Consider the following 22,280-nt stretch of genomic DNA (forward strand, 5'->3'; position numbering starts at 1 on the left):
CGAGGAGAAGAAAGCCATGAACCGGCTGCTCATGTTCACGCTTCCGGCCCTGATCGCGGCGGCACCCGCCGCAGCGCAGGACTATCAGTCGACGCAGACGCTCGATACGATCGTCGCGCAATTCACCGGCAGCGATATCGGCCAGCCGGGCGGCGCGCGCGCCGCCGTCGACGGCCGGCTGCGCCTTGCCGCCTGCGCTGCGCCGCAGCTCAGCTGGCGCACCGATCGGCAGGAAGCGGTGGTGGTGCGCTGCATGGCGCCGACGTGGCGCATCTTCGTTCCCGTCAATGCGATGCCGCAGGCCGCGGCGGAACCGGCGGTCGCAACTGCCGCCGCTGCTGCCCCGGCCGCGCCGCCGCCTCCGGCCGAGCCGGTGATCCGTCGCGGCGATCCGATCACGATCGAAGTCGGTGCGCCGGGCTTTTCGATCTCGCGCGATGGAATCGCGATGGGCGACGCCAAGCCCGGCGAGCGGCTGCTCGTCCGGGTCGAGGAGCGCAAGCCGCCGATCCAGGCAGTCGCGCTGGAAAGCGGCCGTGCGACATTGCCGGGATGGTCGCGATAATTTTTCGCTAAAGTCGCGTCGTACGCTGCCGTTCATGGCTGTGACGACATGTAACTGGATGAGGGCTGCGGACATGGTGGATCCCATCGGCATCAAGAACGGAGCGGCGATCGGCCGGCTGTCTGCGCCGGTCGGCCCTGCCGAGCCCGTGGCGGCGGCGCGATCGGTTGCCGGTCGCGAAAGCGAACCGGCGGACGCGCCCGAGGCCGAGCTGCTTTCGCGCGCGATGGCATCGAAGGCGCCGGTCGATTCCGAACGTGTCGCCGAAATCCGTCGCGCGGTGGAAAGCGGGAAATTCCCGCTCGTCCCTTCGACGATCGCAGACCGGCTGCTGGCGCTCAAAATGGATTGGGATCCCAATGAACAGGCGTGACGCACTGATTGCCGTGATCGAGGCGCTCCACGCCGAAATCGCCGCGCTGAAATCAAGCGATGTCGGCGCGCTGGAAGCCGCGACCAAGGCGAAGCAGATCGGTATCGAGGCCGCCGCGCGCCACGATCACGAGCCCGCCGACGCGGAAATCCGCGAACTGGCGAGCGAGGCGCACCGCCTCAACGAAACCTGCCGCATCTACGTCAATCTGATGGCGGCAAATGTTCGCCGCCGCCTGCAAATTCTTTCCGGTGCGGCAAACCCGGCCTATGGCCCGGGCGCGGCCTATACGGGCTGAGCGCCCTTCCGGCTATCACAGCCGTTGGCACTGCGCCTGTCGAAGTGCCGCATTTCCCTTTCTCCGCCGCTTCTGAAAAGCAGAACCGCGCTTCGAAAAGCTCTGAGCGCACGGTTGTGAGAGCAATCCGATAATCTGGCACGATCCTTGCTGATATTCCCCTGAACCAGTCACTGGGGTCAGGGATCGATGAACATCGCTTCGGTCGGAAATGTCACGAACGTACAGAAGGCGATCGCGCATGCGAGCCGCCGGACGGGCGTCGACTTCTCCTATCTGCTCGGCCAGGCGCAGGTCGAAAGCGGGATGCGCCCCGATGCGCGCGCGCCGACGTCCAGCGCGTCGGGCCTCTACCAGTTTATCGAGCAGAGCTGGCTGGGCGTGGTCAAGCAGCATGGCGCGGAGCACGGGCTCGGCTGGGCCGCCGATTCGATCCGCCAGAATGCCAATGGCCGTTTCACGGTCGCCGACGGCGCAACGCGGCAGGCGATCCTCGACTTGCGCAACGATCCGCAGGCCGCATCGCTGATGGCGGCCGAACATGCCGCCGACAACAAGGCGGCGCTGGAAGGCGCGCTCGATCGTCCGGTGACCGGCACCGACCTTTATATGGCGCATTTCCTGGGGCTGGGCGGTGCGCGCAATTTCCTGACCGCGATGGACGCTTCGCCCGATCGCGCGGGCGCGGCGATGTTTCCCGCCGCCGCGCGCGCCAATCGCAACATCTTCTATGCTTCGAACGGTCAGCCGCGTACGCTCGCGCAAATCTATTCACGCTTTTCCGAAAAGCTCGATCGCGGTGTTGCGGCGGTCGGCGGCGCCGGCTCGGCGTCCGCGCCCTTCGCCATGCCGGAGCAGCAGCTCGCCGGCGGCGGGGCAGTGATCTACGGCAACGGAGCGGGCGCGGGCGAGGACGCCTGGGTCCAGACGACGCTCGATCGCTTCGGGATCACGCCCGGCAACGCCGCGATACCCACCGCCGGCGGCAACTCGACCACCTATCCGACCAACCTGCGCGTCGATCCGCTGCGACCGACGCCCGACACTGCACGTCTCGCCTATCTGATGCTGGCGAGCCTGGGGGCCTGACCGAATGCAAGCCTTGAGTATTTCCCCGCGTATGTTCCTGCCTTCGCTGCGTAACTTCGCATTGCCGCTGGCGATATTGATGCTCGTCGTGCTGATGGTGCTGCCGATCCCGGCGTTCCTGCTCGATGTATTCTTCGTCACCAACATCATGATCAGCCTTGCCGTGCTGATGGTGGCGCTGAACGCGCAGAAGCCGCTCGACTTCTCGGCTTTCCCGACGGTGCTGCTGTTCGCGACTCTGTTCCGGCTCGGCCTCAACGTCGCGTCGACGCGCGTCGTGCTGGTCAACGGCCATACCGGGGAAGACGCCGCGGGCCAGGTGATCCAGGCATTCGGCAGCTTCCTGATCGGCGGCGACTATGTCGTCGGGCTGTTCGTTTTCGCGATCCTGATCATCATCAACATGATCGTGGTGACCAAGGGCGCGGGGCGCGTGTCCGAAGTGTCGGCACGCTTCACGCTCGACGCACTGCCCGGCAAGCAGATGGCGATCGACGCCGATCTCAATGCCGGGCTGATCACGCCCGACGAAGCGCGCGCGCGGCGCAGCGAAGTCGCCACCGAAGCCGATTTCTACGGCGCGATGGACGGTTCGTCGAAATTCGTGAAGGGCGATGCGATCGCCGGGCTGCTGATCCTCGGCATCAACATCATCGGCGGCCTGATCCTCGGCACCGTTTCGCACGGCATGGACGTGGGCGACGCGGCGCATACCTATGTGCTGCTTTCGATCGGTGACGCGCTGGTCGCGCAGATCCCGTCGCTGCTGCTTTCGATCGCCGCTGCGGCGATCGTCACGCGCGTGACGTCGAACCACGATCTTGCCGGTCAGATCGGCACGCAGTTCGGCAGCCACCGCACCTGGACCCCGGTGGCGATCATCCTCGGCCTGCTCGGGCTGATGCCGGGCATGCCGCATTTCGTGATTCTGCCGCTGGCGGCCGGGGCGGGCTATGCGGCCTGGCGGCTCTACCGCATTTCCAAACTGCCGCCTCCGGCCGAGCCGGTGGTCGAGGAACCGACCGATCTTTCGAAGATCGGCTGGGAGGAAGTCACTGACAACATGCAGGTGATGCTCGATATCGGCTATGGCCTGGTGCCGCTGGTCGACGAACGGCGCGGCGGGCCGCTGATGGGCCGGATCACCGGCGTCCGGCGGCAGCTTTCCAAGGAACTGGGCTTTGTCGTGCCGCAGGTGCGCGTGCGCGACGACATCAATCTGGGGCCGTACACCTATCGCATCGTCGTCGGCGGCGTCGTGATCGGCGAGGACAGCGTCTCGCCCGAAGAGATGCTGGCGCTCGATACCGGACAGGCGGTCGGCGAGCTGCCGGGCCAGACGGTGAAGGACCCGACTTTCGGGCTCGACGCGGTGTGGATCGCGGCGGGCGATGCCGATGCCGCCACCGGCGCGGGCTATCTGGTGGTCGATCCCGGCACGGTAGTCGCGACGCATCTCAACCAGTGCCTGCTGCAAAGCGCGAGCGATTTGCTCGGCCCCGACGAGGTCCAGTCGCTGCTCGACGGGCTCAAGGAGCGTTCGGCGCAATTGGTCGCGTCGCTCAGCCCCAATCCGGTGCCGCTCACCACGCTTACCCAGGTGCTGCGCGGGTTGCTGGCGGAGAATATTCCGCTCAAGGAATTCCGCCGCATCGCCGCCGCCATCGCCGTCGCCGCGCAGAAGACGCTCGACGCCGAGGAGATTATCGAGCTGATCCGCCCCGAGCTGGGTCCGCTGATCATCCAGAAACTGTGCGGCGTGCGCGAGCCGCTGCGCGTGATGACGCTCGAGGGGCAGCTCGAAGGGCTGCTCGGTCAGGCGCTGCGGGGCGATACGTCGCGCAGCCACGCGATCGAACCCGATCTTGGCCGTCGTATCGTCGATGCATTGAGCCAGGCCGCCGGACCGCTGATCGCCGAGGCCAAGCCCTTCGCGCTCGTCGTCCAGCCGGCGATCCGTATCGCCATCCGCAAGCTGGTGCGCACCGCATTGCCCGACACGCCGGTAATGAGCTTCTTCGAGGTTCCCGAAGACAAGCCCGTCGAAGTCGTCGCCGTGATCGGCGCACCGGGAGCATTGCCCGCATGACCGCACAACCGCAGAGGAAAACCCCCGCTATGTCGGCTGTTCCGGCCCAGTCCGCGTCTCCGCTAACCTATTCGCGCAAGTCCACGCCCGAGCGCGAGGCCGAGCTGCTCGTCCAGCGGCACTTGCCGCTCGTCCGGCGCATGGCCTGGCATATCCACGGCACGATGAGCGCGCTCGTCGATGTCGAGGATCTGATCCAGGTCGGGCTGGTCGCGCTGGTCGAGGCGGTCAACGGCTTCGAGGATCGCGGGCAGGTGACGTTCGAACAATATCTCGCGACGCGATTGCGCGGGGCAATGATCGACGAGCTACGGCGCCAGGCGACCACGACGCGCGGCGCGATGCGGCGCCGGCGCGCCTATAACGACGCGGTGGCGGCGCTGACCGACAACCTCGATCGCGCGCCGACCGACGAGGAAGTCGCCGAAAAGATCGGCGTGAGCGTGGAAAAGCTGCGCGCCGAATATCTGACCGCCGAAGCGGTGCGGTTCGATTCGATCGACGATGTCTATTCGGATGAGGCGCCCTGGTTCATGTCCGACGAGCCCGACGCCTTCGACCAGCTGGCGCAGGCCGACCAGCGCGAGGCACTGATCGCGGCGATATCCGAGCTGCCCGAGCGCGAGCAGCTGGTGATCCAGCTCTATTATGTCGAGGAACTCAATCTCGAGGAGATCGGGCAGGTGATCGGCGTCGGCGCCGCGCGCGTCTGCCAGATCAAGAGCGCCGCGCATGCGCGGCTGAAAAAGGGGCTGGCGCGGCGGATGGGCTGACCGGCTAGAGCCGGTCCAGCGTCGCCGCGTCGCGTTCGCCGCCGTAAAATGCGTCGAGACATTCGCTGAACGCGCCATCACCCCCCGCCGCCTCGAACAGGGTCATCGACGATCGCAGCTTCACGGCGTCGATTCCGCCGAGTATCGCTTCGGCCGAGCGCTTCCCCGACCATGTCAGCATCGCCTGCGTGCACTCCAGCAGTCGCGGCCCGAGAAGTTCGTGTGCGAGATACGCGCCCGCTTCGGCGAGATCGGCGATGGCATAGTGCCGCGCGGTCGGGCTCTGCCCCAGCCCGGCGATCTGCGGAAAGACGAACCACATCCAGTGGCTGCGCTTGGCGCCGTCGCGCAATTCGGCGAGCGCCTGGGAATAGATGCCGCGCTGGGCATCGACGAAGCGGGAAAGGTCGCGGCCGGCCATCGGCTTCATGTTGGTGGCCCGACGACATACTGCAACGCCCGATGCACTCAAGCCCCGGCGACCGTTCGATCGCCGGGGCCCTTGCGCCTCCCGGATACGCGGGAGTTGACCGGCCGGTGGTGCCTGTCAGGGGGGTGACACCCCCGACCGGCACACGCTTACTGCAGCAGCTGAAGAACCGACTGCTTGCTCTGGTTGGCCTGCGCCAGCATCGCGGTCGATGCCTGCGACAGGATCTGCGCCTTGGCGAGGGCGGCGGTTTCGGTCGAGAAGTCCGCGTCCTCGATGCGGCTGCGCGCATCGGTCAGGCTGGTGACGTTGTTGGTCAGGTTGGTAACCACCGAGCTCAGGCGGCTCTGCGCGGCACCGATGCCGGCGCGGACCGTGTTGAGATTGGTGAGGAAGGTGTCGACGATGCCGAGCGCCGCGGTGGCGTTGTCCGCCGAGGTAACGTCGAGACCGGCCGAGGCTTCGACGGCTTCGACGGCATCGACAGCTTCCACCGCATCGACGCCGGTCGTGGTGACCGTACCGTCGGTGAGGTAGATCTTGTCGCCGGCTTCGAGCGTGAATTCGTCACCTTCGGTCACGCCCGCGCCGCCGTCTTCGCCGCCATTGGCTTCGTCGGCCGCCGTCGCGGTATAGTCGGTGCCGATATAATCGTCGCCTTCCTTCACCGTGTAGAGGCCGTCGCCGTCCATCGCTTCCTCGGGAACTGCGTCCACCGCGTCGACGGCATCGACGGCATCGACGGCATCGACCGCGTCGAACGACGAAGTGTCGAGATTGCCGATCGACATCGTTACCGTTTGCGAAGCCTTCGAACCGACCTGGATCGACAGGCTGATGCCCGAGCCGCCCGCTGCCGTGTCGAACAGGCTGACGCCGTTGAATTCGGCATCGCCCAGCGACTGCTTGATCTGCGCGGTGAGCTGCGTGACTTCCGCCTGCAGGTTGGTACGGTCGCCGCTCGAATAGGTACCCGAGGCCGACTGCACCGCCAGTTCGCGGATACGCTGCAGCATGTTGCTGACTTCGCCGAGCGTGCCTTCCGCCGTCTGTGCCAGCGAGATGCCGTCATTGGCGTTGCGGACTGCCTGGCTCATGCCGCGGATCGACGAGGTCATCGATGAAACGATGGCCATGCCGGCGGCGTCGTCCTTGGAGCTGTTGATGCGCTTGCCGGTCGACAGCCGCTCCATGGCCGTCTGCATCGTGGCATTCGCACCGCTGGATGCGTTGGCTGCCCGGATGCTGGCAATATTGGTTCCGATAACTGTCATGTCCAATACTCCTCAAAGCTGGCGCCCCCTTCAGCACCCCCCGAACACGGGAGCTTGAGCCGCCACAGTCCGGGGAACGGCAGGGTGAGAGGGGGATTAAGCAAAAAAACCGCTCGGCTTCGCGCGCGTGCGCGTAGACGCGCCCGGACAGTCAGGGTGAAAAAATACGGGAAAATACAGTAAGGTTTACGTGGCGTTTACCATTTCTCCCCCAGAAAGCAGGTCCGAACAGGGGGGACCAATGGGATCTATCTTTCCGTCCGCGGCGGTGCTGCGGCAGAAATATGCGCTGGTATCCGCGCTTCGCGCCCAGGGCTTCACGATCAAGTCGTTCGAGGCCGACAAGCCGGGCGCGGGGGATCTCTTTCTCGTCGCCGAGGGGGAGACGCCGCCGATCGCGTCGCGCACGCTGATCGTGGGATCCGAACGCGACGAAGCCATCCCTTTCCACGACGGCGACCCCGCCCGGGTAAGCTGGACCGCCGATAATCACGCCGTCGGCATCGGCTTCGCCGGAGCGCTGCTGCGCGGCGCCAATGCGCCGGTCGCTTCCGACCCCGAAAGCCTCGCGCTGCTCGCGCTGGCCGAGCGCGTCGCCGGGTCCGACGTCACCGTTCTCGTCAACGGGCCCACCGGCACCGGCAAGGAAGTGATGGCCAAGGCGATCCATCAGGCCTCGCCGCGCCGCGACGGGCCTTTCGTCGCCGTCAATTGCGCCGCGCTTCCTGAAACCATGCTCGAAGCGATGCTGTTCGGCCATCACAAGGGCGCCTTCACCGGCGCCTCGGCGGCCGGGCAGGGCTTTTTCCGCGCGGCCGAGGGCGGCACGCTGCTGCTCGACGAAATCGCCGAAATGCCGCTCCAGCTCCAGGCCAAGCTGCTCCGCGCGCTGCAGGAACGCGAAGTCGTGCCGATCGGCGGAACGCTTCCCGAAAAGGTCGATGTGCGGGTGATCGCCTGTGCCAACCGCGACCTGCAGGACGAAGTCGAGGCCGGCCGGTTTCGCGCCGACCTCTATTACCGCCTCTCGGTCTTTCCGCTCGCCACCAAGTCGCTCGCCGAGCGGCCGGGCGACATCGTCGCGCTCGCCGCGGCGATGGTGCTGCGCCACGCCACCGGCCGCGCGCGGCTTCCCTGGCTGGGCCGCGATGCGATCGAGGCACTTCTCGGCCATGACTGGCCGGGCAATGTCCGCGAGCTGGAAAACGTCATCCAGCGCGCGATGCTGCTGACGATGGACGACGAAATCCGCGCCGAGCACATCCTGTTCGATCGCCGCGCCGAACCGGCCGCCCCGTCCGTCGCGCAGCCTGCTGCCCAACCCGCAGTGTCGTGCGCCGCCGGCGACGACAAGCTGTCGAACATCGTCCAGATGTCCGAATTTCAGGCGATCCGTGAAACGCTGGCGGCCTGTAACGGCAGCCGGATCGAAACCGCGCGGCGGCTCGGCATTTCCGAACGCACGCTGCGCTATCGCCTCGCCAAGGCGCGTGAGCGCGGCGAGGATATCGACGCCATGCCGCACCGGGTGTCGGCATGAGCGGCGGCGTCACCGGAGCGATGGGCGTCGATCGCGTGATGGCGCTGCGCGCGCAGATCGTCGAGCGCAACCAGGCGCTTGCGCGCGCGCAACAGGCCAATGGCGCCGCTCCCGCGACGCAGGCGGAAGGTGCGACCAGCTTCACCGATGTCTTCGAAGGCGCAGTGAAGAACGTCAACGAAGCCCAGGCGAAGGCCGGCGAACTTTCCGCAGCCTATGAGCGCGGCGAGACCGTCGACATCGCCCAGGTCATGCTTGCCCGTCAGGAAGCCTCGGTAGGCTTCGAAGCGACGATGCAGGTCCGCAACAAACTCCTGTCCGCGTACAAGGACATCATGAGCATGCCGGTCTAACCTATGAGCACGCCAGCCACTCAGCCGCAGCAGCCCGCCGCACCCGCCACCCAGGCCAATCCCTTCGCGGGAATGGCCAATCCGCTGCATCAGATGAGCGGGCTCGTCAGCCCCTCGCTGATCAAGCGCAGCCTGCCGCTCATTTTCCTCGTCGGCCTGGTCATTGCCGGCGCGCTGGCCTGGGCGATGGTTTCCAAGCCGCCGCAGCGCGCGCTGTTCACCAATCTGGCCGATGCCGATCAGGCCGCGGTGGTGCAGGCGCTCGATTCCGCGGGCATCGACAACGGATTTGACGGAGCGGGTTCGATCACGGTCGCCGAAGGCGATTATCACAAGGCGCGGATGCTGCTCGCCAGCCAGGATCTGCCGCATGCCGCGCCGGGCGGCTATGCGATCCTCGACCAGCTCCCGCTCGGCGCAAGCCGCGCGGTGGAAGGTGAACGCCTCCGCCAGGCGCGCGAGACCGAAATGGCGCGCACCATCGCGGAACTCGATTCGGTCGCCGAGGCGCGCGTTCATCTCGCCATGCCCGAAGCATCGGTGTTCGTGCGCGATCGTTCCGAACCCTCGGCCTCGGTCATCATCAAGTTGCAGCCGGGCCGCTCGCTCGGCGATGCGCAGGTCCGCTCGATCGTCAATCTGGTCGCGTCTTCGGTGCCGGGCATGAATCCCGACGCCGTGACCATCGTCGATCAGCAGGGCGCGCTGCTCAGCCACGGCACTGACTCCGAAAACGGCGGCAGCGCGGGCAATGAGCGGATCGATTTCGAACGCCGTGTCGAAGGCGACTATCGCGAGAAGCTGGTGCAGCTGCTGACGCCGATGCTCGGCGCGGGCAATTTCACTGCCGAGGTTCAGGCGGATGTCGATCTCGACGAAAGCCAGGCGACGCGCGAAAGCTATGAACCCGAAGGCGCATTGCGCGCCGAGCAGGGCAACTGGACCGGCGTTCCCGGCCGCAACGGTCAGGCACCGGGCGGCATTCCCGGAGCGCTTTCGAACACTCCGCCGACCGACGCGACGATTTCGGCGCCGCAGGGCGGCGAGGGAGAGGCCGGGGCTGACACTGGCGCGGCCCCCGGCGACGATGCCGACAAGGTCGTGCGCCAGACCGACAGCTTCGCGCGCACCTATGATCTCGGCAAGGAAATCTCGGTGACGCGTCAGGTGCCGGGCGCCATCCAGCGCCTCTCGGTCGCGGTGCTATTGCGCGAACCCGACGGCCAACCGCGCAGCGAAGCCGAAATGAACCAGATCACCGAGCTGGTGCGCGCCGCGGTCGGCTATGACCAGTCGCGAGGCGACCGCGTGACGGTGATCAGCCGCAAATTCAGCGAGCTGCCCGAAATGGAAAGCGGCGCGGCCTGGTACGAAGCCGGCTGGGTGCCGATGGTCGCCCGCCACGCCACTGCGCTGGTGATTGCGCTGCTGGTGCTGCTGCTCGGCGTGCGCCCGATGGCCAAGGCGCTGCTCAAGAAGCGCGACGAAAGCACGCCCGTGCCGGCCGGCCAGCATCCTTCGTTGCCGATCGGCGGCCATTTCGATCCTTTCGCCCAGGCGGCCGAGGGCGGCGAAGCGCCGCCGCAGGGGCAAGGCGCGCCTCCGGTGAGCATCGAGGCGCTCGAACGCGGCGCGAGCTATGACGAGCGGGTCGGCGCGGTGCGCGGCTTCACCCGCGACAATCCGGCGCGTGCGGCGCTTGCGGTGCGCGACATGATCCGGGCGGACGGCCAGTGAACGCGCCGATGCGCCATTTCACCGGCGTCGAACGCGCCGCGGTGCTGATGATGCTCGTCGGCGAGGAAGAGGCCGCGGCGATCCTGCAGAAGCTCGATCCCGAGGAAGTCCGCTCCCTCGGCAAGGCGATGTTCGCCGTCGCCGATGTCAGCGAGATGGAAGTCGAGACCGTGCTCGACGATTTCGTCTACAAGGCGCGCGAGCGGACCGGCGTACGCTTCGATCCCGGCCCGCGCATCCAGGGAATGATGACGCGAGCGCTCGGCCCCGAGCGCGCCGAAAGCGTGCTGGCGCGGATCATGCCCGCACAGCAGCAATCGGGTATCGAGCTGCTCGAATGGTTCGAGCCCGAGGAAATCGCCTCGATGATCGAGACCGAGCATCCGCAGATCGCCGCCGTGCTGCTCGCCAATCTCGATCCCGATATTGCCGCCAAGGTGTTCGAGGCGCTGCCCGAAACGGTGCAGCCGCAGATATTGCGCCGCGTGGCGCGGCTCGGCCCGGTGCCGCCCGACGCGATCGAGGAACTGAAGACGATGCTTCAGACCCGCGCCGCGGCACGCAAGAAGCCGACGACGGGACTGCAGCTGGGCGGCACGCGTGAAGCGGCCAAGATCCTTTCGGGCGCCCGCAAGGCGACCGAGGCGAAAGTGATGCCGAAGCTCTCCAAGCTCGACAAGAAGCTCGCCAAGGAAATCGAAGAGGCCATGTTCGTCTTCGACAATCTGCTCGAGCTGGACGACAAGAATCTCTCGACGCTGATCCGCAGCATCGATGGCGACATCCTCACCCGCGCGCTCAAGGGCGTCGAGGAAGAGGATCGCAATCGCTTCCTCGGCTGCATGTCGAGCCGCGCCGCCGACAGCATTCGCGACGAAATGGAAGCGCGCGGCCCGATGAAGATGGTCGAGGTGCTCGAGGCGCAGAAGGAAATGATCGCGATTGCCCGTGCGCTGGTGAAGGACGGTACGATCCAGATGCCCGGCAGCGAGGACGACGACTATGTCTGATTTCGTTCCCGGTTTCGCCAGCCGCCAGGTCGCGGCGGAGGATGCACTCGAACGCGCGTTCGGCGACACGGGCGGGTCGCACGACTTTTCGCCCGGAGAGGCGATGCGAGTCGTCGGACGGCCCGAGCCGGTGCAGGCCGAACCCGATGCCCAAGCTGCTGCCGATGCCGAAGCGCCGGTGCAGCCGCGCCATTTCAGCCCCGCCAATCCCGGCACCAATCCGACCGAGGGATGGGATCCCTTCGCCGGCGAGGTGACGCCGCCGGCGCCCGAGCCGACGGGCTTTTCCGATCCGATCGCCGCCGCGCGCGAAAAGGGCTTTGCCGAAGGGCGCGCCGCCGCCCAGGCCGAGGCCGCCGCGGCGCGCGGCCAGGAACTCGCGCTGCTCGAACAGGTGTCGCAGTCGCTGTCGGCGGGGACGCATTTCGATCGCGACCGGCTTGCCGCGCAGATCCGCCAGACGGTGATCCATCTCGTGACGCGGATGGTGGGCGAACTGGGGATCTCGCCCGAGCTGCTCGCCGGGCGGATCGAGGCGGCGGTGGAGATGCTTGCCGACAGTGCCGAATCGGCGCTGTTGCGCGTCCATCCCGACGATGTCGAATTGCTGACCGACCGGCTGCCCGCAAACGTCTTTCCCGTCGGCGACCCCAATCTCACGCGCGGCAGCTTCGTGATCGAAAGCGCCTCGACGATCGTCGAGGACGGCCCCGATCTCTGGATCGAGCAGCTTGCCGAAGCGATCGATCGCGTTCCGATTCCGCCGACATGCTGACCGATTTCTCGCACCAGTATCTCGAAGGGCTGAATGTCGCCGATTTCCGGCCGCGGCCGAAGGTTTCCGGGCGGCTCGCTTCCTATGACGGGCTGTTGATGGAGGCGGTCGGGCTGCAGCTACCGGTCGGCACCGTCTGCTCGGTGGGCGCGGCGGGCGGTGACCAGGTGGAGGCGGAGATCATCGGCTTTCGCGCGGGGCGCACGCTGCTGATGAATCTCGGCGGTCCCGCCGCGCTGCTTCCCAACGCGCCGGTGCGACCGATCGGCCCGCCGGGCGAAGCCGAAGTCGGTGCCGCGCTGCTCGGCCGGGTGGTCGATGGCGCGGGCAAACCGATCGACGGGCTTGGCGCGATCCGCGGTGCGGGGCGCTGGCCGCTTGCCGGCAAACTGCAATCGCCGCTCGATCGCGGCCGCGTGCTCGAACCGATGGATGTCGGTGTGCGCGCGATCAACGGGCTGCTGACGGTCGGCCAGGGCCAACGGCTCGGCATCATGGCCGGATCGGGTGTCGGCAAATCGGTGCTGCTAGGCATGATGGTGCGCGCGGCGGAAGCGGATGTGGTCGTGATCGGCCTGATCGGCGAACGCTCGCGCGAAGTCGCCGACTTCCTCGAGACCAAGGTGGCGGGCGAGGCGCGCAAGCGCTCGGTCGTTGTTGCCGTCCCCGCCAATCATTCGCCGGTGCTGCGCATTCGCGGCGCGCTGCGCGCCACTGCCATTGCCGAGAGCTTCCGCGCCGAGGGCAAGAAGGTGCTGCTGATCATGGACAGCCTGACCCGCGTCGCGCATGCCGGGCGCGAAATCGGGCTGGCGCTCGGCGAACCGGCATCGGCGCGCGGCTATCCGCCCAGCGCGATCGCGATGCTGCCCAGCCTGATCGAGCGTGCAGGGACCTGCGTATCCTCGGGCGGGTCGATCACGGCGATCTACACCGTGCTCGCCGACGGCGACGACGGCAACGATCCGGTCGTCGACAGCGCGCGCTCCATCCTCGACGGGCATATCGTGCTCAGTCGCCAGCTCGCCGAACGCGGCGTCTATCCGGCGATCGATCTCGGTCCGTCGGTCAGCCGGGTGATGACCGATATCGTCGGCAAGGCGCATGTCCATGCCGCCCGCGTGCTGCGGCGGCATCTGGCTACCTATGAGGAAAATCGCGATCTGGTGCTGATGGGCGCCTATCGCGCCGGCGCGGATGCAGCGATCGACAACGCCATCGCCTGTCATCCCGCGATCATGGAATATATCCGCCAGGACGCCGACCAGAGCGTCTCGCTCGCCGATTCGGTGGCAGAGCTGACCGGCGTGTTCGGCGATGGCTGAGGCAAAGGCCAGGCGGCTGGAGCGGATCCACCGCGTTCGCACGCTGCAACTGCGTCAGGTTCAGGCCGAAGAGGCCGATGCGCATGCCCGGCTCGCTCAGGAAGCCGCGATGCGCGAGCGGATCAGCATGCTCTCCGGCAATGTCGCGCCGACACCCGCGCCGCTGCCCGTCGCCGCGACCAGCCTCGCCGCCGCCGCGCATTTTCGCGAGCGGCTCCATCGCACCGCCGAGGCGGCCGACAAGCGGCTCGCGCAGGCCGAGCAGGGGCTCGACGCCGCGCGCAGCGCCACGCGCGAGGCGAAGCGCGACCAGACCGCGGTCGAGAAGCTGATTTCCCGCGAGGAAGCCGACGCGGCGCTGCGCGCATTGCGCGAGCTGGAGGCGCTGCCGCCGATGCGGAAAAAACGGCACGGTCCTTGCTGAGTATCCGGTGACGCAGCGTTACCGGGGGTTTCATGATTCAGATTGCCGCGAATTCGGTTGCCGGTCCGGCGATGTTCCAGCCGGGAGAAGCACCGCTTTCCGCCGGTTCGAGCGAATTCGCGCTGGCATTCGCTTCGGCGGGCAAGCTCGCCGCGCCGATGCCGGGCGGCAAGCTGGCGGCAAGCGAGCGGCTGGCGATTGCCGGGGGCGGCAAGATCTTGCCGGAGGCGGCAAAGGAGGCCGGAGATGAGAGCGGCGACACCGGTGAGGCCGACGCCGCGACGGTGCCCTTCGGCTGGATCGCTCCGGCGCTCGCGGTCGAAACCGTACCGGTGACAGAGGCTGCTGCCGGGGCCGCAAAGCCTGCTCAGGCACCGCCGGCCGGCGCTGCCCCGGCGCGCGAAGACACGAACAAGGCGCTGGCCGAGAGCCAGGCCGCGCCATTCGCGGGATCGGCATCGGGGGGTGCCGATCCCGCGAACACCGGCGGCACGGCGGCACAGGACATTGCGCCCGCGCTGCGCGTCGCCACCGCCGATGCCCGGGGCACCGCGCTCCCGGCATCGCAATTGCCCGCGGCCGTTTCGGCCGAGGGCGCACCGGTTTCGGACAGTGCCGCGCGCACTGCTGCGGCGCCGCTTCCGCCGTTCGGGGGGACGGCCGGAAGCGGCCCGCAGGGAAATATCGTGGCAGCCGCCACATCGTCGCCGCCGGGTGGCGCTCCGGTCGCTGCCTCGAACGGCGCGGATGGCGTGCGGAAGCAGGGTGGAGACGGCAAAGCCGCCGTCCGACCGGTTGTCGATGCGGCGCCCGCGCGGACAGTGGACGCGTCGATCGAGACTCTGCCGCCGCCCGCGATCCGAACGGGCGACGCCCCGCAGATCCAGCTTGCCGCTACGGCGTCCGTGCCCGCCAACCCGCTGGTCCGCGACATCATGCCGCGCGCACTGGCGGGCGATTGGTCGCGCGAGGACGCACGCAATCCGGCAAGCCGCTCGGGCGGCGCGGCGGGCATCGAAACGCTGATCGCCGGGCGTCCCACCGTGATCGACACGCGCAGCGTCGCCGCCGCCGCCGATGCCGGAGCAATGCAGCTCGATACGCGCCGCGACCAGTGGATCGAGGACATGATCGATCATATCGACGTGCTGCGTGACGCGAACGGCACGCGCACCGCGCGGCTGCGGCTGACGCCCGACGCGCTCGGGCGGCTCGACATCTCGGTGCAGCGCCAGGGCGATTCGCTGCATGTGCGGATCGACGCGCACGAACATGCCGCGCGTACCATGATCGCCGACGCCGCGCCGCGCCTCGCCGAACTGGCCGAGGCGCGCGGCATGCGCCTGTCGCACGGCTTTTCCGACGCCGCCGCCGGCCAGTCCGGCACGAATATGGGGGGCGGGCACGGCTCCGCTCCGCAGAACGCGCCGCGCCGGCCCGATGCACCGGCTTCGGCGCGCGGTGCCGCCGCCGCGACCGATTCCGAAACCGCTGACCGCATTGCCTGAACCAAAGGGAACCGAACATGGCCGAAGACGCGACCGAAGACACCAAGCCCAAGAAGAAAAAGGGCGGATTCCTGAAACTGATACTGCTGGTGATCGGGCTGACCGTGCTGATCGGCGGCGGTGTCGGCGGCGGGCTCTATGCGGCGCAGGCCGGCTGGCTGGGCGGATCGGGCGGCGGGGGTGCCGGCAATCCCGACGAGCCGCACCTCGTTCCCAAATCCGAGCAGAAGCGCGCCGCTGAAGCCGGCGGCGATCATGGCGGCGGCGAAGGCGGGAGCGATCACGATCGCACTCCGACGCCCGAAGGTGAGGGCGGCGAGGAGCATGCCTCCAACTATTACACGCTCGAAAAGGAGTTCACTTCGAACCTCCAGAACAGCGTGCATTTCATTCAGGTCGGGATCGCCGTCGCGACGCACTATGACGATCGCGTGATCGAGAATCTGCGCACGCATGAAATCGCGGTGCGCTCCGCGGTGCTGATGGCGCTCAGCGAAACCACCGAAGATCAGGTATTTACCTCGCAGGGCAAGCGCCAGCTGCAGAAGCGCCTGGTCGATGCGATCAACGCCGTCCTTAAACAAAAGGAAGGATTTGGCGGCATTGGTAACGTCTACTTTACCAATTTCATTGTTCAGTGAACGGGCATGGTTAACAGCCCTTCACAAACAGCGGCGCCCGAACGGCGCGAACGCCCCCGGACCGGCGCCGATCACGCGCCGGCGCTGGGCGCTTCGAATCTCAACCCGTTCGGCGACCTGGTCGCGCTGCAGCATCTTTCGGCGCGGCTCGCCAAGGGGCTGAAGCCGATGCTCGAGGGTCTGATGCGGCGCGAGCTGCGCTGCTGGGCCGAGCCACTCGAAGTGGCGCGCTTCTCTGACTATCGCGCATCGCGCGGCGAGGGGCTGACGGCGTGGCAGCCGCTGGCGATGGAGCCGGGGCGTGCGCGCGCGCTGATCGTCATCGACGGCAAGCTGGTGCTCGAAATGCTCGACGCCTTTTTCGGCGGCGAAGGCGAAGCGCCCAGCCCGATGCCCGAGGAATTCACGACATCGGCCGAAACGATGGTGGCACGGATTGCGCGCGGCATGATCGCGCCGCTGGGCACCGCGTGGGAGCCGGTCAGCAGGATCAGCTTCGCCGAAGTCGCCGACGCCAATTGCGCCTCCGCCCCCGATCTGGGCGAAGCGGCGGTCGTGGTGACTCGCTTCGGCTTTGCCGTCGGCGAAGCCGCGCCGGTGCATTTCGACCTGATCTATCCAATGGCCGGCCTCAAGCCGCACGGATCGAAACTGACCGCCAAGGTCCAGTCGGCGCAGGCCGATGTCGCGCCGCAATGGCGGACCGAGCTGACGCGCGCGGTGATGTCCGTGAAGCTGCCGGTGCGCTCCGTGCTGGCGGAACCGATGATCACGCTGGGCAGGCTGATGGAGCTCAAGACCGGCGACATCATCCCGATCGAATTCGGCCCCGAAGCGCCGGTGATGGTGGGCGACCGCCGTCTCGGCACGGGGCAGGTCGGCACCTCGGGCGGCCATGCTGCCGTGCGGCTGACATCGCTTGAAGACATCCAAGAGGGGGATTTCCAATGAACGACATGACCGGCGGATTTCCGGTCGACGCGGCGCTGGCGGCCAATTTGCGGCTGCTCCAGGACGTCGGCGTCAAGTTGACCGTCGAGATCGGTTCGACGCAGCTGTCGCTGCGTGAGTTGCTCGCGCTCGGCGAGGACAGCGTGATCGAACTCGATCGCGAAGCCAACGAACTGCTCGACGTCTTCGTCAACGGCACGCTGATCGGCCGCGGCGAAGTCGTCACCGTCGGCGACAAGTTCGGCGTGCGCATGACCGAGCTGGTCAACCCGGAAAAGCGAGTCGCCACCGCATGATGTGGTCGTACATCCTGAAGCTGGTCATTCTGCTGCCGCTGGTCTGCGGCCTGCTGATCGGCTGCCTCTATCTCTGGCGCAAGCTGGAGGGGCGGCTGCCGCGCGCGCAGGGCGAGCGGATGGTTCAGGTGAAGGAAACGATGATGGTCTCGCCGGGCGTCCGGCTCGCCGTGGTCGATTTCGAAGGACGCCGGCTGCTCGTTTCGGTCGCGCGTACCGGGGTTACGCTGGTCGACCGGGTGGACGGATGACTCTGACACCGGCTCTCAATCGCGGTGCGTTGCTGCGTTTCGCGCTGATGGCGCTGGTGGGGCTGATGCTGTTCGCCGCGCCTGCTTTCGCGCAGGCCGCGCCGGCACCGATGCCCGCGCCGACGCCGGGGGTGGGCGATGCACTCGATCGCGCGCTGGGCGACCTTGGCGGCGGCGATGCGCCGCTCAGCCTGTCGCTTCAGGTCCTCATCATCATGGGCCTGCTCACGATCCTGCCGGGCATCATCCTGATGATGACCAGCTTTACGCGGATCGTGATCGTGCTCGCCATCCTGCGTCAGGCGCTGGGGCTGCAGCAGACGCCGCCCAACCAGGTGCTGATCGGCCTGTCGCTGTTCCTCAGCTTTTTCGTGATGGCGCCGGTGGTCAATCAGGCCAATACCAGCGCGATCCAGCCCTATGCCGAAGGCCGGATCAGCTCGACCGAAATGATTTCGGGCGTCGGCGATGCGCTGCACGGCTTCATGCTCAAGCAGACGCGGGTCAAGGACGTCACCATGTTCGCCGACATGGCCGATAGCGGCCCCTATGCGGAGCCCGAGGACGTACCCTTTTCGGTGCTGCTGCCGGCGTTCCTGACCAGCGAACTCAAGACCGCCTTCCAGATCGGCTTTCTCATCTTCCTGCCCTTCATCGTCATCGACCTCGTCGTCGCGACGGTGCTGATGAGTCTCGGCATGATGATGATGTCGCCGACGATCATATCGCTGCCCTTCAAGCTGCTGCTCTTCGTCCTGGTTGACGGATGGGCGCTGACGATGGGCTCTCTTGCCTCAAGCTTTGTGACCTAGGCCAATGGACGCAGATTATTTCCTTACCGTCGCGCGGCAGGCCGTCTGGGTGCTCGCGCTGGCATCGGCGCCGATCCTGATCCCGGCGCTGCTGTCGGGCCTGGTCCTCGGCATGGTGCAGGCGGCGACGTCGATCAACGAACAGACGCTGTCCTTCGTGCCAAAGCTGGCGATCGTCGGGTTCAGTCTCGTCATTTTCGGCGGGATGATCCTGGGGCTGCTCGCCGATTTCACGCTCGATATCTTCGCGCGCATTCCCGAGCTGGTGCACTAGCCGATGCCTGAAACCGATCCGTTCGTTGCGAGCGCAGTCGACACACGCTGGCGCAACGCCGGCGGCATGTCCCGCGAGTGCGCCCGGACCGAACGGGGCTAGGGGCGGTTCGCGCATGAACATGGGCTTCGGCCTTTCCGTCGAGCCGCAGCTCTGGGCGCTGCTGTTCGTCATGGTGCGCGTCGGCGCCGCGTTTCTTGCCGCGCCGGTGTTCAGCGCCGTATCGATTCCGCTGCCCGCGCGGATCGCGCTGACCGGAGCGATCGGGGTGCTTACGATGCACGCCGCGCCGGTGGTGGCCCCGGACGAGATATTCTCGATCACGACGATGCTGATGGTCGCCGCCGAAGCGATGGTCGGGCTCGCGCTCGGCTTCGTGCTGCAGATCGCATTTGCCGCGCCGCTCGTGGCCAGCGAAGTGATGGGCGTTTCGATGGGGCTCGGTTTCGCCCAGGCGGTCGATCCGCAGAGCAATACGTCGACCCCCGCGCTCGGCCAGTTCCTTTCGGTGCTGCTGACGCTGCTCTTCCTCTCGGTCGACGGACACCTCGTCCTCGTCGACCTGGTCGTGCGCAGCTATGCGCTGATGCCGCCGGGCGAGGCGTGGCTGGCGCCGCAGCGATTGCTCAATATCGCGCTGTTCGGCGGCTATGCCTTTCTCGCCGGGCTGCTGCTCGCGCTGCCGGTCGGGTTCCTGCTGCTCTGCGTCAATGTGATCGTGGGCATGCTCTCGCGCTCGGCACCGGCGCTCAACCTGTTCGCAGTCGGGCTGCCCGCCAGCCTTGCAATGGGCGTGATCGCAATCCTGATCGCGCTGCCCGCAATGGGTGACTATCTGCTCGTCATCATCCACGAGGCGCTCGAAGCCTCGCAATTGCTGGTGCTCGGCTGATGGCGGAATCGTTCGGCGAAAAGACCGAGGCACCAACTCCCAAGCGCAAGCAAAAGGCGCGCGAGGACGGCAATGTCCTAAAGTCGCGCGATTTTGCCGCCGCGCTGGTCGTGCTTGCCGGATGCGGATGGATGGCGGCGATGGGGCCGGCGATGCTTTCGGCCTGCCGCGAAGTGATGCGCGCCAGCTTCACTTTCGGCCGCGCCGATGTCGAACATTTCGAACCCTGGCGCGCGCTTGCGGAAGCCGGGTGGAAGCTCGCGCCGTCGCTCGGCAGCCTGCTGGTACTGGTGCTGGTCGCCGCGATCGCCAGCCAGGCGGGGATCGGCGCGCTCACCTGGAACGGCAAGCTGATCGCGCCCAAGGCGTCCCGGATCAATCCTGCCTCGGGGCTGAAGCGCATCTTCGGTCCGAACGGCTGGATCGAGTTGGGCAAGTCGCTGCTCAAGGTGTGCCTGCTCGTCGCGATCGGCTGGTGGATGCTGCAAAGCGCATCGGGATCGATGCTCGGCCTCGTCCGCTCGGATATCGACAGTGCCATCGGCTCGCTCGGCGGCCAGTTCGTCGCGCTCGTCTTCGCGATGGCGGGCGGGCTGGCGATCATCGCCGGCATCGACCTGCCGGTGCAGATCGTCCGCCACCTGCACAAGCTGAAGATGACCAAGCAGGAAGTGAAGGACGAGCACAAGGAAGCCGAAGGCTCGCCCGAAAACAAGTCGGCGCAGCGCCAGCGCCAGCGCGAAATCGTCAAGGGCGGGCTGCGCGGCAGCGTGCAGACCGCGCATGTCGTGATCACCAACCCGACGCATTTCTCGGTCGCGCTGCGCTATGATCAGGGGGCGGACCAGGTTCCGGTGGTGGTCGCCAAGGGGCGCGGCCAGACCGCGCTGGCGATCCGCGAGCTGGCCGCCGAATTCGCCGTGCCGCTGCTCGAATATCCCGCGCTCGCGCGCGCCTGCTACTATACCAGCCGCGAAGGCCAGGAAATCCGCGACGACCTCTATCTCGCCGTCGCGACGGTGCTCGCCTTCGTCTTCGGCCTCAATCGCAGCGCCGGCGGCTTGCCGCCGTCGATCGACCTGCCCGAAACCGCGCTGTTCGACGAAAACGGCCTTCAGCCGGGCGGACAACGCTAAATTCCGCCGCCGCGCAGCCGTCCTAGGGGAAAGGGGAGACACTGCATGCCGACCGCTTCGATCATATCCACGCTGGGCGCCGGTTCGGGCATCGATACCAAGCAGCTCGTCAGCGATCTGGTCGACGCGCAATATGCCGCGCAGACCGCCAAATACGAAACCAACAGCGAGAAGCTCGAAGCGCAGATTTCGTCGGTCGGCGAGCTGCTGTCGGGGATTACCGGCTTTTCCAACGCGCTCAAGTCGCGCGCCAGCGATGGCAGCCTTACGACGCAGCCGACGGTTTCGGACAGCAGCATCCTTTCGGTCTCCGCCCAGTCGGGAGCGGCGCTCAAGGGCCTCGATACGCAGATCGAAGTGCGCCAGCTCGCCTCGGCGCAAGTGAGCAGCAGCGAAGTGATTGCCGATCCGCAGGCGCATATCGGCACCGGCACGCTGACGCTCGCCTTTGGCACCGCCGAAGTCGCCGATGGCGAAATGACCGGCTTCACGCCCGGCGCGACCAGCGTCGATATCGCTATCGGAGAGGAAGACGGCTCGCTTCAGGGCATTGCCGATGCGATCAACGCCGCCGATGCGGGCGTCACGGCCTCCATTCTTACCGATGCCGACGGCGCGCGGCTCGTGCTCAAGAGCGCAACCGGGGCGGCGCAGGCTTTCACGCTGACCGCGACCGAGACCGAAGGCGACGAGGGGCTCGCCGCGCTCAATGTCGGCGTCGGCGCCACCGGCACGTCGATCGGCACGGCCGCCGCCGACGCGATCGTCGCGGTGGACGGCGTCGCGGTACGCCGGTCGACCAATAGCATGGGCGACCTCATCCCCGGCGTCGATATCGATCTGGCCCGCGCCTCGCCCGGAACGCTGGTCAAGCTGGGCGTGCGCCAGCCGACCGCGGCGCTGAGCGGGATCGTCAGCGATTTCGTCGATACCTTCAACGAATATCTCGGCATGGTCCGCGAAGCGACCGATCCGTCGAGCGGCACGCTGGCCAGCGATTCGGCGGTGCGCACGCTTTCGCGCTCGCTCGGCGGCATGACGCTCCAGAAACTGGTGCCGGACGCCGCGCCGGGCGTTCCCTCGACGCTCGCCGAAATCGGCGTGGCGACCAATCGGGACGGAACGCTCTCGATCGATGCCGAGCGGCTCGCGGCGGTGCTGGCAAGCAATCCGCAGGCAGTGGAGAAGATGTTCTCCGCCTCGGCCGGGCTGCCGAAGAAGCTTGCTGAAATCGCCGATGCAGCGGCGAATGCCAAAACCGGGCTGGCGGCGAGCGAGACGCGCTTCAACGATCGCCAGGAAGAACTCGACGAAAGTCGGGAAAAGGCGCTCGCCGACGCTGAAACGATGCGTACCCGGCTGACTCAGCAATATGCGGCGATGGAAGCGCGCGTTGCGTCCTATCGCTCGACCCAGGACTTCCTGAAGCAGCAGGTCGACGCCTGGAACGGCGCGAACGATTGA

Annotated in this window: 25 protein-coding genes; 23 read left to right on the top strand and 2 right to left on the bottom strand. The window is 67.1% G+C overall.

Annotation, left to right across the window (positions count from 1 at the left end; genetic code table 11):
• Window positions 1-16: 16 nt before the first annotated feature.
• The 6 genes from G5C33_RS02180 (at window position 17) to G5C33_RS02205 (ending at window position 5,187) form a co-directional block, all read left to right on the top strand.
• Entirely contained in the window at window positions 17-565 is a 549-nt protein-coding gene (locus G5C33_RS02180) for a flagella basal body P-ring formation protein FlgA (protein WP_228275166.1), read from the top strand.
• A gap of 73 nt (window positions 566-638) precedes the next feature.
• On the top strand, window positions 639-938 hold the full coding sequence (locus tag G5C33_RS02185; protein WP_165325710.1) for a flagellar biosynthesis anti-sigma factor FlgM: 300 nt from the start codon (window positions 639-641) through the stop codon (window positions 936-938).
• On the top strand, window positions 925-1,236 hold the full coding sequence (locus G5C33_RS02190; protein WP_165325711.1) for a flagellar protein FlgN: 312 nt from the start codon (window positions 925-927) through the stop codon (window positions 1,234-1,236). The genes G5C33_RS02185 and G5C33_RS02190 overlap by 14 nt, the downstream gene beginning before the upstream one ends.
• Before the next feature lie 189 nt (window positions 1,237-1,425).
• Window positions 1,426-2,325: a lytic transglycosylase domain-containing protein gene (locus G5C33_RS02195; protein ID WP_165325712.1), complete on the top strand. Its 900-nt coding sequence runs from the start codon at window positions 1,426-1,428 to the stop codon at window positions 2,323-2,325.
• Between the two features lie 31 nt (window positions 2,326-2,356).
• The gene (gene flhA / locus G5C33_RS02200; RefSeq protein WP_228275167.1) at window positions 2,357-4,414 is read left to right on the top strand and encodes a flagellar biosynthesis protein FlhA; all 2,058 of its coding nucleotides are present in this window, start codon (window positions 2,357-2,359) and stop codon (window positions 4,412-4,414) included.
• A gap of 29 nt (window positions 4,415-4,443) precedes the next feature.
• Window positions 4,444-5,187, top strand: coding sequence for a sigma-70 family RNA polymerase sigma factor (locus tag G5C33_RS02205; protein ID WP_228275168.1), 744 nt, complete (start codon window positions 4,444-4,446; stop codon window positions 5,185-5,187).
• Between the two features lie 4 nt (window positions 5,188-5,191).
• Here the strand turns inward: G5C33_RS02205 and G5C33_RS02210 are convergent, their stop codons facing one another.
• Window positions 5,192-5,608, bottom strand: a complete 417-nt coding sequence (locus tag G5C33_RS02210) for a DUF1810 domain-containing protein (RefSeq protein ID WP_165325714.1) — start codon at window positions 5,606-5,608, stop codon at window positions 5,192-5,194.
• A gap of 158 nt (window positions 5,609-5,766) precedes the next feature.
• Window positions 5,767-6,891 (bottom strand): flagellin N-terminal helical domain-containing protein, encoded by a 1,125-nt coding sequence (locus G5C33_RS02215; protein WP_165325715.1) that lies wholly within the window; start codon window positions 6,889-6,891, stop codon window positions 5,767-5,769.
• 241 nt (window positions 6,892-7,132) lie between these two features.
• Here G5C33_RS02215 and G5C33_RS02220 point away from each other — a divergent pair, with 241 nt between their 5' ends.
• The 17 genes from G5C33_RS02220 (at window position 7,133) to fliD (ending at window position 22,280) form a co-directional block, all read left to right on the top strand.
• Window positions 7,133-8,431, top strand: a complete 1,299-nt coding sequence (locus G5C33_RS02220; RefSeq protein ID WP_165325716.1) for a sigma-54 interaction domain-containing protein — start codon at window positions 7,133-7,135, stop codon at window positions 8,429-8,431.
• Window positions 8,428-8,784 (top strand): flagellar hook-basal body complex protein FliE, encoded by a 357-nt coding sequence (fliE, locus tag G5C33_RS02225; protein WP_165325717.1) that lies wholly within the window; start codon window positions 8,428-8,430, stop codon window positions 8,782-8,784. The genes G5C33_RS02220 and fliE overlap by 4 nt, the downstream gene beginning before the upstream one ends.
• A 3-nt stretch (window positions 8,785-8,787) precedes the next feature.
• Window positions 8,788-10,521 carry a flagellar basal-body MS-ring/collar protein FliF gene (fliF, locus tag G5C33_RS02230; protein WP_165325718.1) on the top strand — a complete coding sequence of 578 codons (1,734 nt, stop codon included), beginning with the start codon at window positions 8,788-8,790 and terminating at the stop codon, window positions 10,519-10,521.
• Window positions 10,518-11,531, top strand: a complete 1,014-nt coding sequence (gene fliG, locus G5C33_RS02235; RefSeq protein WP_165325719.1) for a flagellar motor switch protein FliG — start codon at window positions 10,518-10,520, stop codon at window positions 11,529-11,531. The genes fliF and fliG overlap by 4 nt, the downstream gene beginning before the upstream one ends.
• Entirely contained in the window at window positions 11,524-12,306 is a 783-nt protein-coding gene (locus tag G5C33_RS02240; protein ID WP_165325720.1) for a FliH/SctL family protein, read from the top strand. The genes fliG and G5C33_RS02240 overlap by 8 nt, the downstream gene beginning before the upstream one ends.
• On the top strand, window positions 12,300-13,631 hold the full coding sequence (locus tag G5C33_RS02245; RefSeq protein WP_165325721.1) for a FliI/YscN family ATPase: 1,332 nt from the start codon (window positions 12,300-12,302) through the stop codon (window positions 13,629-13,631). The genes G5C33_RS02240 and G5C33_RS02245 overlap by 7 nt, the downstream gene beginning before the upstream one ends.
• Window positions 13,624-14,055: a hypothetical protein gene (locus G5C33_RS02250; RefSeq protein WP_165325722.1), complete on the top strand. Its 432-nt coding sequence runs from the start codon at window positions 13,624-13,626 to the stop codon at window positions 14,053-14,055. The genes G5C33_RS02245 and G5C33_RS02250 overlap by 8 nt, the downstream gene beginning before the upstream one ends.
• A gap of 32 nt (window positions 14,056-14,087) precedes the next feature.
• Window positions 14,088-15,563, top strand: a complete 1,476-nt coding sequence (locus G5C33_RS02255; RefSeq protein WP_165325723.1) for a flagellar hook-length control protein FliK — start codon at window positions 14,088-14,090, stop codon at window positions 15,561-15,563.
• A 17-nt stretch (window positions 15,564-15,580) separates the two neighbouring features.
• On the top strand, window positions 15,581-16,204 hold the full coding sequence (locus G5C33_RS02260) for a flagellar basal body-associated FliL family protein (protein WP_165325724.1): 624 nt from the start codon (window positions 15,581-15,583) through the stop codon (window positions 16,202-16,204).
• Between the two features lie 6 nt (window positions 16,205-16,210).
• Window positions 16,211-17,155, top strand: coding sequence for a flagellar motor switch protein FliM (locus tag G5C33_RS02265; protein ID WP_165325725.1), 945 nt, complete (start codon window positions 16,211-16,213; stop codon window positions 17,153-17,155).
• Window positions 17,152-17,451, top strand: coding sequence for a flagellar motor switch protein FliN (fliN, locus tag G5C33_RS02270; protein ID WP_165325726.1), 300 nt, complete (start codon window positions 17,152-17,154; stop codon window positions 17,449-17,451). Before G5C33_RS02265 ends, fliN begins: the two co-directional genes overlap by 4 nt.
• Window positions 17,448-17,702 carry a flagellar biosynthetic protein FliO gene (locus G5C33_RS02275; RefSeq protein WP_165325727.1) on the top strand — a complete coding sequence of 85 codons (255 nt, stop codon included), beginning with the start codon at window positions 17,448-17,450 and terminating at the stop codon, window positions 17,700-17,702. Before fliN ends, G5C33_RS02275 begins: the two co-directional genes overlap by 4 nt.
• A gap of 47 nt (window positions 17,703-17,749) precedes the next feature.
• Window positions 17,750-18,514, top strand: coding sequence for a flagellar type III secretion system pore protein FliP (gene fliP / locus G5C33_RS02280; protein ID WP_407698073.1), 765 nt, complete (start codon window positions 17,750-17,752; stop codon window positions 18,512-18,514).
• A 4-nt stretch (window positions 18,515-18,518) separates the two neighbouring features.
• Window positions 18,519-18,788 (top strand): flagellar biosynthesis protein FliQ, encoded by a 270-nt coding sequence (gene fliQ / locus G5C33_RS02285; protein ID WP_165325729.1) that lies wholly within the window; start codon window positions 18,519-18,521, stop codon window positions 18,786-18,788.
• A 115-nt stretch (window positions 18,789-18,903) separates the two neighbouring features.
• A complete protein-coding gene (fliR, locus tag G5C33_RS02290) occupies window positions 18,904-19,680 on the top strand; it encodes a flagellar biosynthetic protein FliR (protein WP_165325730.1) in 777 nt (258 codons plus the stop codon).
• Window positions 19,680-20,816, top strand: a complete 1,137-nt coding sequence (locus tag G5C33_RS02295) for an EscU/YscU/HrcU family type III secretion system export apparatus switch protein (protein WP_165325731.1) — start codon at window positions 19,680-19,682, stop codon at window positions 20,814-20,816. The genes fliR and G5C33_RS02295 overlap by 1 nt, the downstream gene beginning before the upstream one ends.
• A gap of 45 nt (window positions 20,817-20,861) precedes the next feature.
• On the top strand, window positions 20,862-22,280 hold the full coding sequence (gene fliD, locus G5C33_RS02300; protein WP_165325732.1) for a flagellar filament capping protein FliD: 1,419 nt from the start codon (window positions 20,862-20,864) through the stop codon (window positions 22,278-22,280).

This window comes from Sphingosinithalassobacter tenebrarum, from assembly GCF_011057975.1.
In the GTDB taxonomy this organism is placed as follows: domain Bacteria; phylum Pseudomonadota; class Alphaproteobacteria; order Sphingomonadales; family Sphingomonadaceae; genus Sphingomonas; species Sphingomonas tenebrarum.

Excerpts from the sequence above, each read along its gene's own strand:
- G5C33_RS02180 (WP_228275166.1), top strand. The coding sequence starts at position 17 with ATGAACCGGCTGCTCATGTTCACGCTTCCGGCCCTGATCGCGGCGGCA.
- G5C33_RS02185 (WP_165325710.1), top strand. The coding sequence starts at position 639 with ATGGTGGATCCCATCGGCATCAAGAACGGAGCGGCGATCGGCCGGCTG.
- G5C33_RS02190 (WP_165325711.1), top strand. The coding sequence starts at position 925 with ATGAACAGGCGTGACGCACTGATTGCCGTGATCGAGGCGCTCCACGCC.
- G5C33_RS02195 (WP_165325712.1), top strand. The coding sequence starts at position 1,426 with ATGAACATCGCTTCGGTCGGAAATGTCACGAACGTACAGAAGGCGATC.
- flhA (WP_228275167.1), top strand. The coding sequence starts at position 2,357 with ATGTTCCTGCCTTCGCTGCGTAACTTCGCATTGCCGCTGGCGATATTG.
- G5C33_RS02205 (WP_228275168.1), top strand. The coding sequence starts at position 4,444 with ATGTCGGCTGTTCCGGCCCAGTCCGCGTCTCCGCTAACCTATTCGCGC.
- G5C33_RS02210 (WP_165325714.1), bottom strand. The coding sequence starts at position 5,608 with ATGGCCGGCCGCGACCTTTCCCGCTTCGTCGATGCCCAGCGCGGCATC.
- G5C33_RS02215 (WP_165325715.1), bottom strand. The coding sequence starts at position 6,891 with ATGACAGTTATCGGAACCAATATTGCCAGCATCCGGGCAGCCAACGCA.
- G5C33_RS02220 (WP_165325716.1), top strand. The coding sequence starts at position 7,133 with ATGGGATCTATCTTTCCGTCCGCGGCGGTGCTGCGGCAGAAATATGCG.
- fliE (WP_165325717.1), top strand. The coding sequence starts at position 8,428 with ATGAGCGGCGGCGTCACCGGAGCGATGGGCGTCGATCGCGTGATGGCG.
- fliF (WP_165325718.1), top strand. The coding sequence starts at position 8,788 with ATGAGCACGCCAGCCACTCAGCCGCAGCAGCCCGCCGCACCCGCCACC.
- G5C33_RS02240 (WP_165325720.1), top strand. The coding sequence starts at position 11,524 with ATGTCTGATTTCGTTCCCGGTTTCGCCAGCCGCCAGGTCGCGGCGGAG.
- G5C33_RS02245 (WP_165325721.1), top strand. The coding sequence starts at position 12,300 with ATGCTGACCGATTTCTCGCACCAGTATCTCGAAGGGCTGAATGTCGCC.
- G5C33_RS02250 (WP_165325722.1), top strand. The coding sequence starts at position 13,624 with ATGGCTGAGGCAAAGGCCAGGCGGCTGGAGCGGATCCACCGCGTTCGC.
- G5C33_RS02255 (WP_165325723.1), top strand. The coding sequence starts at position 14,088 with ATGATTCAGATTGCCGCGAATTCGGTTGCCGGTCCGGCGATGTTCCAG.
- G5C33_RS02260 (WP_165325724.1), top strand. The coding sequence starts at position 15,581 with ATGGCCGAAGACGCGACCGAAGACACCAAGCCCAAGAAGAAAAAGGGC.
- G5C33_RS02265 (WP_165325725.1), top strand. The coding sequence starts at position 16,211 with ATGGTTAACAGCCCTTCACAAACAGCGGCGCCCGAACGGCGCGAACGC.
- fliN (WP_165325726.1), top strand. The coding sequence starts at position 17,152 with ATGAACGACATGACCGGCGGATTTCCGGTCGACGCGGCGCTGGCGGCC.
- G5C33_RS02275 (WP_165325727.1), top strand. The coding sequence starts at position 17,448 with ATGATGTGGTCGTACATCCTGAAGCTGGTCATTCTGCTGCCGCTGGTC.
- fliP (WP_407698073.1), top strand. The coding sequence starts at position 17,750 with ATGGCGCTGGTGGGGCTGATGCTGTTCGCCGCGCCTGCTTTCGCGCAG.
- fliQ (WP_165325729.1), top strand. The coding sequence starts at position 18,519 with ATGGACGCAGATTATTTCCTTACCGTCGCGCGGCAGGCCGTCTGGGTG.
- fliR (WP_165325730.1), top strand. The coding sequence starts at position 18,904 with ATGAACATGGGCTTCGGCCTTTCCGTCGAGCCGCAGCTCTGGGCGCTG.
- G5C33_RS02295 (WP_165325731.1), top strand. The coding sequence starts at position 19,680 with ATGGCGGAATCGTTCGGCGAAAAGACCGAGGCACCAACTCCCAAGCGC.
- fliD (WP_165325732.1), top strand. The coding sequence starts at position 20,862 with ATGCCGACCGCTTCGATCATATCCACGCTGGGCGCCGGTTCGGGCATC.